Source organism: Pseudomonas sp. 51_B (assembly GCF_017491595.1).
In the GTDB taxonomy this organism is placed as follows: Bacteria; Pseudomonadota; Gammaproteobacteria; order Pseudomonadales; family Pseudomonadaceae; genus Aquipseudomonas; species Aquipseudomonas promysalinigenes.
The window spans coordinates 465,125-478,995 of the sequence record NZ_JAFGYW010000001.1 but is presented as its reverse complement, the minus strand read 5'-3'; the positions used below and the strand labels follow the sequence as shown (position 1 = coordinate 478,995).

The 13,871-nt window shown below is 60.9% G+C and carries 12 protein-coding genes; 8 read left to right on the top strand and 4 right to left on the bottom strand.

Annotated features, from left to right (window positions below):
• Positions 1-200 precede the first annotated feature (200 nt).
• Positions 201-776 (top strand): TetR family transcriptional regulator, encoded by a 576-nt coding sequence (locus J5M56_RS02155; protein ID WP_186476904.1) that lies wholly within the window; start codon positions 201-203, stop codon positions 774-776.
• Between the two features lie 53 nt (positions 777-829).
• Positions 830-1,306, top strand: a complete 477-nt coding sequence (locus J5M56_RS02150; protein ID WP_207869371.1) for a nuclear transport factor 2 family protein — start codon at positions 830-832, stop codon at positions 1,304-1,306.
• A 160-nt stretch (positions 1,307-1,466) separates the two neighbouring features.
• Here the strand turns inward: J5M56_RS02150 and J5M56_RS02145 are convergent, their stop codons facing one another.
• Together J5M56_RS02145 and J5M56_RS02140 are read right to left on the bottom strand one after the other, a co-directional pair.
• Positions 1,467-2,069, bottom strand: a complete 603-nt coding sequence (locus J5M56_RS02145) for a phosphatase PAP2 family protein (protein WP_060476744.1) — start codon at positions 2,067-2,069, stop codon at positions 1,467-1,469.
• 182 nt (positions 2,070-2,251) lie between these two features.
• On the bottom strand, positions 2,252-4,009 hold the full coding sequence (locus J5M56_RS02140) for a phosphoethanolamine transferase CptA (RefSeq protein ID WP_207869369.1): 1,758 nt from the start codon (positions 4,007-4,009) through the stop codon (positions 2,252-2,254).
• Between the two features lie 441 nt (positions 4,010-4,450).
• Between J5M56_RS02140 and J5M56_RS02135 the strand changes: the two genes are divergently transcribed.
• From J5M56_RS02135 to J5M56_RS02115, 5 genes are all read left to right on the top strand, one after another.
• Positions 4,451-4,933 (top strand): formate dehydrogenase subunit gamma, encoded by a 483-nt coding sequence (locus J5M56_RS02135; protein WP_186476751.1) that lies wholly within the window; start codon positions 4,451-4,453, stop codon positions 4,931-4,933.
• Positions 4,927-6,486: a formate dehydrogenase beta subunit gene (locus J5M56_RS02130; RefSeq protein ID WP_186476752.1), complete on the top strand. Its 1,560-nt coding sequence runs from the start codon at positions 4,927-4,929 to the stop codon at positions 6,484-6,486. Before J5M56_RS02135 ends, J5M56_RS02130 begins: the two co-directional genes overlap by 7 nt.
• On the top strand, positions 6,483-9,353 hold the full coding sequence (gene fdhF, locus J5M56_RS02125; protein ID WP_207869367.1) for a formate dehydrogenase subunit alpha: 2,871 nt from the start codon (positions 6,483-6,485) through the stop codon (positions 9,351-9,353). Before J5M56_RS02130 ends, fdhF begins: the two co-directional genes overlap by 4 nt.
• Positions 9,350-9,553 (top strand): formate dehydrogenase subunit delta, encoded by a 204-nt coding sequence (locus J5M56_RS02120; RefSeq protein ID WP_186476754.1) that lies wholly within the window; start codon positions 9,350-9,352, stop codon positions 9,551-9,553. Before fdhF ends, J5M56_RS02120 begins: the two co-directional genes overlap by 4 nt.
• Positions 9,554-9,729: 176 nt before the next feature.
• A complete protein-coding gene (locus J5M56_RS02115; RefSeq protein ID WP_207869365.1) occupies positions 9,730-11,535 on the top strand; it encodes an ABC transporter ATP-binding protein/permease in 1,806 nt (601 codons plus the stop codon).
• Between the two features lie 39 nt (positions 11,536-11,574).
• On the opposite strand, the gene J5M56_RS02110 is transcribed toward J5M56_RS02115, so the two are convergent.
• Entirely contained in the window at positions 11,575-12,180 is a 606-nt protein-coding gene (locus J5M56_RS02110; protein WP_207869363.1) for a biliverdin-producing heme oxygenase, read from the bottom strand.
• A 140-nt stretch (positions 12,181-12,320) separates the two neighbouring features.
• Here J5M56_RS02110 and J5M56_RS02105 point away from each other — a divergent pair, with 140 nt between their 5' ends.
• Positions 12,321-12,860, top strand: coding sequence for a histidine phosphatase family protein (locus tag J5M56_RS02105; protein ID WP_186476757.1), 540 nt, complete (start codon positions 12,321-12,323; stop codon positions 12,858-12,860).
• Positions 12,861-12,878: 18 nt separating this feature from the next.
• On the opposite strand, the gene J5M56_RS02100 is transcribed toward J5M56_RS02105, so the two are convergent.
• The gene (locus J5M56_RS02100) at positions 12,879-13,664 is read right to left on the bottom strand and encodes a sulfite exporter TauE/SafE family protein (RefSeq protein ID WP_060476753.1); all 786 of its coding nucleotides are present in this window, start codon (positions 13,662-13,664) and stop codon (positions 12,879-12,881) included.
• Positions 13,665-13,871 lie beyond the last annotated feature (207 nt).

Sequence of the window (13,871 nt, the reverse complement as noted above, 5' to 3'; positions counted from 1 at the left end):
GTCCGCCCGCAAGCAGCTAGCGCCAGCGTTGGCCAAGCGACAAGAGAATGAAATGGCCATCCTTATTGCAGGCCTCGCCCTAGCCAGGAGCGCTGTCGTGGCGACTCCCCCAACGCTGTCTATCGAAAGGCGCCCACCTTGAATTGAAGAATTCCCCTATGGCCATTGACGTGAGAGAACGATCGTTCTACATTGAATCCATGAGCAGACCAACGATAGATCACAGAGCCCAGATCCTAGCCACCGCCGAGAAACTCATTTACGAAAATGGGATTCATGCCACGGGCATGGACCTCCTGGTGAAAACTTCAGGCGTATCCAGGAAGGGTATCTATAACCACTTCGCGACCAAAGATGATGTCGCAGCAGCGGCTCTTAACGCCCGCGACGTACGCTGGATGAGCTGGTTCCGGACTGAATGCGACAAAGCAGCAACGCCGTACGATCGCATCCTGAGCATGTTCACTGTCTTGAAGGGTTGGTTCGAGACGGAGGGTTTTCGCGGCTGTGCGTTCATTAATACGGCAGGTGAAGTAGGCGACCCCGATAGCCCCATTCGGCAGATCGCAAAGCTGCACAAGCAGAAGCTCTTGGACTATACCCTTGAACTTACTGAGCAATTGAACGCCGCTCAACCGCTCGTGTTGGCCAGGCAGTTGTTTATCTTGATGGAAGGCGCAATCACCACGGCGCGCGTCATGGGTGATTATCACGCGGCTGATAATGCAAAGGAAGTTGCACAGATGTTGCTGAAAGAGCTTGTTCCTAAAGCTTGAGCTTCAGAGGCACTACCCACATTAATTCATCCAACTAGACTGGAGTCGCCACGATGTCCAATGCCCAAACTCGCCCGCCACTTCCTCCTTTCACTCGCGAAACAGCGATTGCAAAAGTTCGACTTGCTGAAGATGGCTGGAACAGCCGCGACGCGGAAAAAGTCTCGCTCGCCTACACGCTGAATACCCAATGGCGTAACCGCGCTGAGTTCGCTACCAACCGTGAAGAGGCCAAAAGTTTCCTCACCCGTAAGTGGAAAAAAGAGCTGGATTATCGCTTGATCAAAGAGCTCTGGGCTTTTACAGACAATCGGATTGCAGTCCGTTACGCGTACGAGTGGCATGATGATTCCGGTAACTGGTTCCGTTCTTACGGTAACGAGAACTGGGAATTTGAAGCGGACGGTCTGATGCATCGTCGCTTCGCCTGCATCAATGACATGCCGATCAAAGAAAGCGAGCGTAAATTCCACTGGCCACTGGGCCGCCGTCCGGATGATCACCCAGGCCTGACTGAGCTTGGCCTGTAAGTCATCGTTAACCTGATCCTTTTGCCTTCAAGGATCAGGTTTTTCGTTCAGACGCGTTACGTCACCGCCATTGCGGTTTGTAATGCTCTTAGAACTGCCGACGTAAGGGTGGCCATTGCCCAGAGCGTCATCATGTTCGAATGAGCGCTGATGTTCAGCTTCAATTGCGCAGCCAGCCCGCACGTATCGGCTTGGCCAACAAGCCGCGATAAAGCCGCACTACCCAGTCAGTAGTGAGCAAGCCGACCCGTCGCCAAACTGGCGAAAGCCCAGCATAGGCCAGAAGCGAAACCAGCATCGCGCCCAGCATGTCGAGCGGAAAGTGCACGCCCAGGAACACCCGTGCCCAGGCTACGCTCAGCCCAGTCAACAGGATGATCACCCCCCAGCCTGATAGGCCATCGAGCAGCAGGGTCAATCCGATGCAGGCGAACACGGTCATATGGTCGCTTGGGAACGATGAGTCCGGGGCATGCATCATCCAAGTGTGCCCCAGCCCAATCACGAACGGCCTGGGATGGGGCCAGACTGCCCAGATCAGCTGGTTGGCGAGCAATGCGATTACGGTCACCAGCGCTGCTTTGAGCATCAGCCTGCGTTCTGCTGGATTGCCCCATAACCAGAAACCCACCAGCAACAACGGAAGTAGGTAGATCAGGCCAGCGGCTATGCCAATGGCACACTGAATCAGCCAGTGCGGCGTGTCGCCGCCAGCGTTTATCAGCATGAAAAGGCTGCGATTGAGAGTTTCGAGTTCGCCCATGATTTATGTCCCGGCTGTTGGTGCAAGCGCTGATTGCTTCAAGTAAAGCGGCTGGCTTGGTTCGAGTGATCATCCAGGGATGAAGATTGTGTCATCCACGCGCGATGGTGACTGGCATGAAAAAGGCCGATGGCGGGGTAGGTGATCTCGCCATCGGCCTTGTCGTCGCCCTGGGTGCAGCGCTACTGCGGCGTGGTGGCGGCAGTCTCCTGGGCATGGTCTGGCTTGTCCAGAGGCAACAGGTCGAACTCATGCAGCCCGCCCTTGCGGTACGGGTCGCCAATCCAGCGAGGTGCCACGGCAAACTGTGCATTGACCAGGCTCTTGGACGGCTCGTAGTTGTCATAGCTCAGCCCCGCCAAGTCCGACAAGGTATGGATCAAGTGCGCGCTGCTGTACGGCCGATTGGCCATCGCCTTCAAGTCTCTTGGGTGCGTGGCTTGCCAACTGGGTGAAGTCCACAGCAGGAACGGCACCGTGTACATCGGCCGGGTCGGCGCGCCTTCGTTACGCCCAAGGCGGTCGTGGTCCCCGGAGCTGTATACCTCCTCACCATGGTCGGACAGGTACATCAAGAAACCATTAGGTGTGCTGGCCGAGTACTGCTTGATCAGGCTCGATACCACGAAGTCGTTGTAGCGCACTGCATTGTCGTAGAAGTTGTAGGTTTGCACCTGATCATCCGTCAGCGCTGCCGGCGCGCCCTTGCGGTCGGTGAAGTGCTTGTAGGCGTCCGGGTAGCGATAGCGGTAGTCCATGTGGGTGCCCAGTAGGTGCACGATGATGAACTTCTTCGGGGCAGGGTCCTGCAGGGCCTTTTCGAAGGGCGGCAACACCACTTCGTCATACTGACTGGCGTTCTGGTTGCGCTGGTTGTTCAAGTACACCTGCTCGTCCGTCTGCTGTGAGAAGGTCGTGAGCATGGTGTTGCGCTTGGTCATGGTCTGCTGGTTGGTGATCCAGAAGGTTTTATAGCCTGCCTGTTTCATCAGGTTCATCAGCGACGGCTCGGTGAGGAAGCGGTCAGGATGCTGTTCGTCGCCGAAGGTGAGAATCTGCTGCATCACTTCGATGGTGTAGGGCCGCGGGGTAACTACGTTCTGGAACACCGTCAGGCTCTTGTCGGAGGCAGCCAGGGCGTCCAGGTTGGGGGTGGTGTCGCGGTTGTAGCCGTACAGGTGCATGTGCTCGCGGGTGGTTGACTCACCCAGCACCAGTACCAATGTGCGTGGGGCGTCGCCGCTGGCGTCTTTGAGGTTTTGCAGCGGGGGCAGGGCGGCGTTCTGGGCCAGCAGGTTTTGCATGTTGTTCAGTTGCTGCAGGTATTGGCGGTAGCCGACCACCAATTGCCAGGGCACGGCAGGCTCCATGCGTTGCTGGACCTTCTCGGCGGCGTCGGCGAAGGTGCGCTGCTGGGTCACCAGTTGCTTGTAGAACGGCAGCACCAGGTTGACCACCAGCACCAGTACCACCGCTGGAACACGGCTGTGCAGGGGTAAGGTGACAGGGCGTATGCGTGTCCACAGCAGCACGGCCCCTGCGGTGTAGGCCAGCAGGCCTAACATCAGCGCAATGCTGAAATACTGACTGAAGTACTCGCCCGCTTCGGCGGTGTTCGATTCGAACATCACGAAGATCACGCTCTGCGAAAACTCCTGGTGGTAGATGCCGAAATAGCTCAAGCCGACCAGCGAAGCCGCCCACAGCACTATGCCGATGATCGCGGCGAGGGTTCGGGTCAGGCGCGGCAACAACAGCACAGGCACGAACCATAAGGTGCTGAGGAACAAGGCATCGCGGAAACCGGCGAAGCCGGTCGTGCCACTGAAGAGCAACAGTGCCTGTGTGACGCCGGAGAAGTACCAGAAGAACAGCAGGAGCCAGCCCAGGCCGGCCCAGTCCACGCGTTTGGACGCGGATGGAGATGCGGTGTTTGCCACGTGTGCCTCGTAGAACCATGGCGGCAGCTTGAGAGGGGCTGCCGGGAAGGCTGAGACGCTAGAGGGCGGGCCGTGAAAATTGCGTTAACGAATAATCGAAAAAATCTTAACAAATCATTGCGCTAGGTTTGGCCAAGCGGCTGCGGTCGCTAAAAAACCGATTTATCAGCCCTGCCCCGTTGATCGCCCCAGCCCTTTACCGGCCAGCGAGGGCTAGGTCGGTTTCAGAATACGCTTGGTCGTTCGTGCGCAAACCCCTGGCGCCATAAGTGCCATGCTTAGGGATGCCCATGAGCCCAGTGCGCGCAGACGCACGGCCATCGGCAAGGAGGCTCCCGTGCCCACGCCACCGTGTCGTGGCCGGTGTGCCGCAGCAGAACACGCTGGACACCTGCCCTCCACAACAATTCAGGCGGGGTCCGTGATGCCGAGGTCCGCTGTATGCCTGATCAATTGCTTCCCCTGCCGGTAATCCAGAACATCCTCGACCGCGACAAGGACACCCCCGGTGCACTGTTGCCGATCCTGCACGCCATCCAACAAGCCTTGGGGTTCATCCCAGAGGCCGCCATCGATGAAATTGCCCATGCCCTGAACCTGAGCCTGGCCGAGGTGCGCGGGGTGATCTCGTTCTATCACGACTTTCGCACCACGCCGCCTGCACGTCACACCTTGCGCCTATGCCGCGCCGAGTCATGCCAAAGCCGTGGTAGCGAAGCGCTGGCTGCGCAACTGCGAGATCAGTTGGGGCTGGATGACCATGGTACCAGTGCCGATGGGGCGATAAGCCTGCGCCCGGTGTATTGCCTGGGTGCCTGCGCTTGTTCGCCGGCACTGGAGCTCGACGGCCAGGTGCATGCGCGGCTCACTCCCGATCGCCTGCGGGCGCTGGTCGATGGTTGCCTGGAGGGCGAAACATGCTGAAGTTGTGTATCCCCTGTGATTCGGTGGCGCGCGCGGTCGGTGCCGATCAGGTTGCTGCGGCCATCGAGGCAGAAGCCGCGCGCCGCCAGTTGCCGGTCCAGATCCTGCGCACCAGTTCACGCGGCCTGTACTGGCTGGAGCCGCTGGTAGAGTGTGAAAGCCCACAAGGGCGCCTAGGCTTCGGCCCGGTCAGCCTGGCCGACGTGCCGTCGTTGCTCGAAGCGCTGGTCGGGGAGGCTGAGGGCCACCCGTTAGCGCTGGGCCTGGTCGAAGACATCGCTTACCTGAAAACCCAACAGCGCTTGTTGTTCGCGCGTGCGGGCATCACCCGCCCGCTGTCGCTGGACGACTACCGTGCCCATGGTGGTTTCAAAGGCCTGGAAAACGCGGTGGCGCTCGATGGCGCCGCCGTGGTGGCAGCTGTGCTCGATTCTGGGCTGCGCGGGCGCGGGGGGGCGGCGTTCCCGGCTGGCATCAAATGGCGCACCGTGCGCGACGCTAGGGCAGGGCAGAAGTACGTGGTGTGCAACGCCGATGAAGGCGATTCTGGCACCTTTGCCGACCGGATGCTGATGGAGGGGGACCCCTTCCTACTCATCGAAGGCATGATCATCGCAGGCCTCGCTGTTGGGGCCGACCAAGGCTACATCTATGTGCGCTCGGAATACCCAGACGCCATCCGGGTGCTCAATCAGGCCCTGGCCATTGCCCGTGACGCCGGTTACCTGGGCAGCGATGTGGCTGGCAGCGGCCAGGCCTTCGACCTGCAGGTACGGGTCGGTGCTGGTGCCTATATCTGCGGCGAAGAAACGGCGCTGCTCGAATCGATCGAAGGCAAGCGTGGCATCGTGCGTGCCAAACCGCCGCTGCCTGCTCTGGAAGGGTTGTTTGGCTTGCCGACCCTGGTCCACAACGTGCTTACCCTGGCCTCGGTGCCGACCATCCTGGCCGAAGGCGCAGCATTCTACCGAGATTTCGGCATGGGCCGCTCCCTGGGGACCATGCCCTTCCAGTTGGCCGGCAATATCCGTCACGGTGGGCTGGTGGAACGGGCCTTTGGCCTGACCCTGCGCGAGTTGGTCGAAGGCTATGGTGGTGGTACCGCCAGCGGTCGGCCGCTCAAGGCCGCCCAGGTCGGCGGGCCGCTTGGCGCTTGGGTGCCGCCTGGGCATTTCGATACTCCGCTCGATTACGAGGCGTTTGCCGCCATGGGGGCGATGCTTGGCCACGGCGGCGTAGTGGTGGCCGACGACACCCTGAACATGGCCAGCATGGCACGCTTTGCTTTGCAGTTCTGCGCCGAGGAATCATGTGGCAAGTGCACGCCATGCCGAATCGGCTCCACCCGGGGCATGGAAGTCGTCGACCGGCTGATCGCCAGCGACGACCTGACCGAGCGCCATGACCATGCCCTGCTGCTGCGGGACTTGTGCGACACCCTGCAGTACGGCTCGCTGTGCGCCATGGGCGGCATGACCGCCTACCCAGTGGCCAGCGCGCTGAAGTATTTCCCCGCCGATTTCGGGCTGACCACCACGGAGGCCGCGCAATGATCAATCATTTCGACCCGCAAACCGATCTGGGTACCCCGGCTCGCGACAGCGACGTGCAGGTAAGCCTGAACATCGACGGGCGCAACATCAGCGTACCGGCCGGCACCTCAGTGATGCGCGCCGCCGCCATGCTTGGCACCAGCATTCCCAAACTGTGCGCCACCGACAGCCTCGAGGCCTTCGGCTCGTGCCGTATGTGCATGGTGGAAATCGAAGGCATGCGTGGCTACCCGGCCTCGTGCACCACTCCGGTTACCGAAGGCATGGTGGTGCGCACGCAAACCTCACGCCTGGCCGACCTGCGGCGCAACGTGATGGAACTGTACATCTCCGACCACCCGTTGGACTGCCTGACCTGCTCAGCCAACGGCAACTGTGAACTGCAGAGCGTCGCCGGGCAGGTTGGCCTGCGCGAGGTGCGCTATGGCTATGACGGTGAAAACCACCTGGCGGACAAAAAAGACACTTCCAACCCGTATTTCGACTACGAGCCGAGCAAGTGCATCGTCTGCAGCCGCTGCGTGCGTGCCTGCGAAGACATCCAGGGTACCTTCGCCCTGACCATCACTGGGCGTGGTTTCCAATCGCGCGTGGCGGCAGCCGGTGGCGACAACTTCCTGAACTCTGAATGCGTCTCGTGCGGAGCCTGCGTGCAGGCCTGCCCAACGGCAACGCTTACTGAGAAGACCTTGGTGCAGCTTGGCCAGCCGGAGCGTGCAGTGGTCACTACCTGCGCGTATTGCGGCGTTGGCTGCTCGTTGCGAGCCGAAATGAAGGGCGACCAACTGGTGCGCATGGTCCCAGACAAGAACGGCGGCGCCAACCATGGCCACGCTTGTGTCAAGGGCCGTTTCGCCTGGGGCTACGCTACCCACCCAGACCGCATCACCAAACCGATGATCCGCAAGCGCTTGCAAGACCCGTGGCAGGAGGTGAGCTGGGAAGAAGCGGTGGCTTACGCCGCCAGCGAGTTGCGCCGCATCCAGCTCAAGTATGGGCGCGATTCCATCGGTGGCATCACCTCCAGCCGCTGCACCAATGAAGAAGCCTACCTAGTGCAGAAGCTGGTACGTACCGCCTTCGGCAACAACAACGTCGACACCTGCGCCCGGGTTTGCCATTCGCCAACCGGCTACGGCCTGAAGCAGACCCTAGGCGAGTCGGCGGGTACCCAAAGCTTCGACTCGGTGATGAAAGCCGACGTCATCCTGGTGATTGGCGCAAACCCCACCGATGCCCACCCGGTATTCGGGTCGCAGCTCAAGCGTCGCCTGCGCCAGGGCGCGCGGCTGATCGTCATCGACCCGCGGCGTATCGACCTGGTCGACTCGCCCCACGCCCGTGCCGAGCTGCACCTGCAACTGCGCCCGGGCACTAACGTGGCCATGCTCAACGCCCTGGCTCATGTGATAGTCACCGAGGGCTTGTTGGCGCAGCAGTTCATCGATTCGCGCTGTGAGACCGAGGACTTCGCCCGCTGGCGCGATTTCGTCAGCCTCCCAGAAAATGCTCCAGAGGCCCTTGCGGCTGTGTGCGGCGTGCCTGCCGAGCAGATCCGCACCGCTGCACGGTTGTATGCCACTGGCGGCAATGCCGCGATCTACTACGGTTTGGGTGTGACCGAGCACAGCCAAGGCAGTACGGCGGTGATGGGCATCGCCAACCTGGCCATGGCCACCGGCAACATTGGCCGGGAAGGCGTAGGTGTAAACCCTCTGCGCGGGCAGAACAACGTGCAGGGCTCCTGCGACATGGGGTCATTCCCCCACGAGCTGCCCGGTTATCGGCATATCTCCAACGAAGGTGTGCGCGCCCAGTTCGAGCAGGCTTGGGGCGTGACCCTGCAACCTGACCCGGGCTTGCGTATCCCCAATATGTTCGAAGCGGCGCTGGACGGCAGTTTCAAGGCGTTGTACTGCCAAGGCGAAGACATCGCCCAAAGCGACCCCAACACCCAACATGTGACCGCTGCCTTGATGGCGATGGAATGCGTAGTGGTGCAGGACATCTTCCTCAACGAGACGGCCAAGTTCGCCCACGTGTTCCTGCCGGGCAGCTCATTTCTTGAGAAAGACGGTACGTTCACCAACGCCGAGCGCCGCATCTCGCGCGTACGCAAGGTGATGGAGCCGCTGGCAGGCAAGGCTGACTGGCAGGCCACGGTGGCCCTGGCCAATGCCTTGGGCTACCCGATGAACTACCGCCACCCGGCCGAGATCATGGACGAGATCGCCCGCCTGACTCCAAGCTTCCACCGCGTGAGCTATGCCGAGCTCGATCGACGCGGCAGCCTGCAATGGCCGTGCAACGAAACCGCCCCCGATGGCACTCCGACCATGCACATCGACCAGTTCGTGCGCGGCAAGGGGCGCTTCATGTTGACCGGTTATGTGCCCACCGACGAGAAGATCAACAGCCGCTTCCCGCTGTTGCTGACAACCGGGCGGATCCTCAGCCAATACAATGTCGGCGCGCAGACGAGACGTACCGCTAACACCGCCTGGCATGACGCCGACCGGCTGGAAATACACCCCAGCGACGCCGAAAGCCGGGGTATCCAGGAGGGCGACTGGGTCGGTATCGGCAGCCGTGCGGGGCAGACCGTACTGCGTGCCAGGGTCAGCGCAAGAGTGGCACCTGGGGTGGTGTACACCACCTTCCACTTCCCTGAGTCTGGCGCCAATGTGATCACCACCGACAATTCCGACTGGGCCACCAACTGCCCGGAATACAAGGTCACGGCGGTGCAAGTCAGCAAAGTGTTCCACCCCTCAGAGTGGCAGAAGCGGTACCAGGACTTCAGCGACGAGCAGCGGCGCCTGCTCAAGGAACGCCGTAGTGCGGAAAAAGCCGAGGTACGCCGATGAGCAGTGAAAACCTGGTCAAGATGGCCAACCAGATCGCCCACTACTTCGACAGCGAGCCGAACCGGGCTCTGGCGGTGCAAGGTGTGAGGCAGCATATCCAGAACTTCTGGACACCAGCGATGCGCCGGCAGCTCACCCAATGGATCACTGACCACGGCCATGACGGGTTGGATGCCAAGGTGGTGGAGGCGTTGGGCTAGCACCTGCCTGATTGATGGCTTTCACGGGTGAAGCCGCTCCGGCGGGGGCACGCCCTGGTTGGCGCGGGTTCACCCGCGAGGGCGCAGATGTAGCAACATGAAATGTCCGTCATGTATGCAGGGCGAAACCCGCCGCGATGCTAACCTCGCGGCATCACTCGTCATGGATAACGGCTATGGACATGAACTGGCACCAGGCCCTGCAAGCGAGCCTAGGCTGGCTTGCAATCGCCTCGTTCATCACCCTCATCGGTTTTCTTGCCGCCGCCACCCTGGCGGTGCGCTACACGCGCTGGGGCAGCCAGTTCTGGCAGTTGGCAGGGCCATATTTCACGTTCCGGCGCAGTTGGCGCCCGCTGCTGGTGTTCGGCCTGCTGCTGGTGTTGACGCTGTTCTCGGTTCGCCTGAACGTGCTGTTCTCGTTCTGGTACAACGGCTTCTACAGCGCCTTGCAGGCACTGGACCAGAAGGCATTCTGGTACCTGCTGGGGGTGTTTGCGGTATTGGCCACCATCCACGTGCTGCGCTCGCTGTTCACGTTCTACGTCACCCAGGCCTTCAGTATTCAGTGGCGAATCTGGCTGACAGAGCGCTTGACCGGTGACTGGATGAAAGGCGATGCCTACTACCGGGGCCGCTTCCTGCCTGAGCCGGTGGACAACCCTGACCAGCGTATCGAACTGGACGTCAACGCGTTCGTCGGCAATTCGGTATCCCTGGCTTTGGGGGCTGTCAGTGCATTGGTGTCGCTGGTGGCTTTCACCGGCATTCTTTGGGGGCTGTCGGCGCCGTTGACGATTGCTGGGTACGAGATCCCTCGGGCGATGGTGTTTGCCGTCTATGTGTACGTGCTGATCGCCACGTGGATTGCCTTTCGCCTCGGCAAGCCGCTGATTCGCCTGAATTTCCTCAACGAAAAACTCACCGCCAACTTTCGCTACGCGTTGATGCGCTTGCGCGAGAATGCCGAGAACATCGCTTTTTACCAAGGCGCGTCGGTTGAGCGGGCGACGTTGCTGGGCCGCTTTGGTGCATTGATCGCCAACGTCTGGGCGCTGGTATTCCGGAACCTGAAGTTCAGCGGCTTCAACCTTGGGGTCAGCCAGATGGCGGTGGTGTTCCCCTTCATCCTGCAAGCGCCGCGTTTCTTCAGTGGGGCGATCAAGCTGGGCGATGTGATGCAAACCTCCAAGGCATTTGGCGAAGTGCAGGATGCGTTATCGTTCTTCCGTGAGTCATACGACACATTCGCCCAATACCGTGCCACCCTTGATCGTTTGACCGGTTTCCTTGATGCCAACGACCAGGCTGCCGCGCTGCCAAGCGTGACGACCCAAGACCAGGCGCGGGCGCTGGACATCACTGGCCTGCAAGTAATGCGTCCGGACGGCCATGCGCTGATCGCCGACCTCAACCTGCGCCTGCACAGTGGTCAGGCGCTGCTGATCAAAGGGCCGTCGGGCAGCGGCAAGACTACCTTGCTGCGCGCTTTGGCAGGCCTTTGGCCCTATGCCGAAGGCCAAGTGCGGCGCCCGTTAGGCACTCAAGCGCTGTTCCTGTCGCAGCGGCCTTATCTGCCCTTGGGCGACCTGCGTGCCGCAATCGCTTACCCGGCCGACATTCAGCCCGGTGATGAGGTGCGGATGCAGGAGGCCTTGCACAAGGTCAATTTGGCACACCTTGCCGAGCGCCTGGCGGTGAGTGCGGACTGGTCGAACATTCTGTCGGTCGGTGAGCAGCAGCGTCTGGCATTTGCACGAGTGTTGTTCAACCGGCCGCAGGTGGTGTTCCTCGACGAATCCACTTCGGCGATGGATGAGGGGCTGGAACATGCGATGTATACGCTGTTGCGCCAGCAGATGCCCGAAACCTTGCTGGTGAGTGTCGGACATCGCAGCACGCTGGCCGATTTCCATACCCACCGGCTGGAAGTGGACGGGCAGGGCGGTTGGTCGTTGCGCCAGCAAGAGGTTTTGGCCTGACTCTGCGCAGGCCTCTTTAACCTACGCGAGCGTGTTCATTTAAGCTTGGCCCTCAGGCTGGCCGCCCGAGCATTCATTGAGAACGTTGCGCTGTTCCAGCCAGGCCTGGAAACAGCTGAACGTGTCGATAGCGGCCTGTACGGTGGTGGCTTGAGCACCTGATGCCTTGCCAAGCCGGTCGAGGAAGCTTCGCCAATAGCTACCGGTGAGCTCGCCGTACACGTCGAGAAAGGCCCCGCCCCGCTCTTGGCCGATGCCCAGGCGCTCGGCCATCGCTCGCTTGAGCACTTGCCCGCCCAGGGTCGAGCCTTCCACCACGTACATCACACCCAGCACGCAGGCCTCGTCCTCGGCTAAGGGCAGTGCTTGGCACAGGGGCAGGGCGTCGATATCGGCGTCGCTCAGGCCCAATGCCCTCAAATCGCGAGCCAGGATGTGTGCTTTGCGCCGTTCCGGCTCCTGATAAACACCCAGTAGATGTTCCAGTGGGGCATGAAAACCGTAGTAGGCCTGCAGTAGGCGACGGTAGGCGGCCTCATCGAACCGGGGGCTGAAAAACGGTAGGCGCGCCTCCAGCGCCTTGTGACAATCGCGGGTGCTTTCGCGCAAAGCGAGGAGCATGGGGCTGGGGGGATTGGCGGGCATCGATCTCGCTCTGGTGGCATTCAGCCGAAATAGGAGTGACGATGCTAACCTGATGTTCCGTGTGGGCGCGACGTTGTAGCGGTAAAAATGTCCCCGGCGTGTTAAATCAGTCGGCCCGACTTGCAAAGAAGAATGCCCTGGTGAGAGCCGTACGTTTGACCTTGGTTTGCCATGCCCTGACCCAGGCCCAGAAGCAGGGGTACTTGGCGCAGCCCAACGACTGCATTGTGCCTGTGTCGGGCGATCCGCTGGCGTTGCCACAGGGTACACAACTGCTTGCCGCACCGGAGCGGCGCACGGTGCAGACCGCGACCTGGCTGGGTGAAAGCGTGCACATCGAGCCCGCGTTGGCTGATGGTGCACTGGGCCACTGGCAGGGTTTGCCGCTCAAGCAAGTGCAGGCCGAGCAGCCGGAGGCACTGGCGCAGTGGCTTGCGGACCCATTATGTGCTCCCCCTCACGGGGAGCCGTTCGTCCAGGTGTGCGAACGAGTGGGGGCCTGGTTGAGCGCCTTCGACAGGCCCGGTGATTGGTGGGCGGTGACTCACCCTTGGGTTATTCGCGCAGCATTGGTCAGCGTACTAGAGTGCCCCATGGTCAGCGCGCAGCATATCGATGTAATGCCTCTGTCGCAGCTTGCGCTCAGCCGCGCTGGGCGATGGCGCTTGCGGCTGGGCTAAGCAAGCGCCGGCTGCGGGTCAGAAGGCCAATTTGTAGCCAATCAGCAGCAACATGGTCGCCAGGCAAGGGCGCAGCACACGGTCAGAAATACGCCCGGTGAGGTGGCTACCCAGGTAGATGCCCGGCAGCGAGCCCAGCAGCAGGTAACCCAGTAGCGACCAGTCCATGTTGCCCATGCCGGCGTGGCCAATACCGGCAACCAGGGTCAGGGGCACGGCGTGGGCGATTTCGGTGCCTACCAGCCGACGCGTGGCAAGAAACGGGTACAGCAGGAACAGCGCCACGGTGCCCAAAGCGCCAGCGCCGATCGAGGTGAGTGTGACCATGATGCCCAGCACCACACCGGTGATTACGGTAAGGGTGTTCAGGCTGCGGTCGCTGAGGTGATAGTGATCGCCGGCGTGCCGGCTGGCGAAAGCCTGCAGGCGCGACTTGAACAGGATGGCCAGGGCGGTGAGGATCAACACAATCGCCAGGCCCTGCTTGATGATCGCATTCAGCGCCGTGGTATCGGTATGCAGGGTGCTGAGAAACCACAGCGTCAGGGCCGCTGCCGGTACGCTGCCCAAGCTGAGCAGGCCGGTGATCTTCCAGTCGATGTTCTTGTTACGGGCGTGAACCCAGATACCACCACCCTTGGTGATGGCGGCGTATAGCAGGTCGGTGCCTACGGCAGTGGCCGGGTTGATGCCGAACCACAGCAGGATCGGGGTCATCAACGATCCGCCGCCAACCCCAGTCATGCCTACGATGAAACCCACAACCAGTCCGGCAATGGTGAAACCAAAAGATCCTACATCCATACGCTACTCGACTGCCCAGCTTTGCCCGTTATCGGATGGGTGCCAGCATATAGGGAGTTTTTTATAGCCAAATAGACTTGTTCGTTATTAGGTTATAACCATGGGCGGTATTCGAAAGGTTGGTTGCAGGTTTAACGGCCATGCGTGCACCTTCTACCGAGCGCCGCAACCATAGCGCTCGATAGGGTTCTTTGAATGACCGTTTGC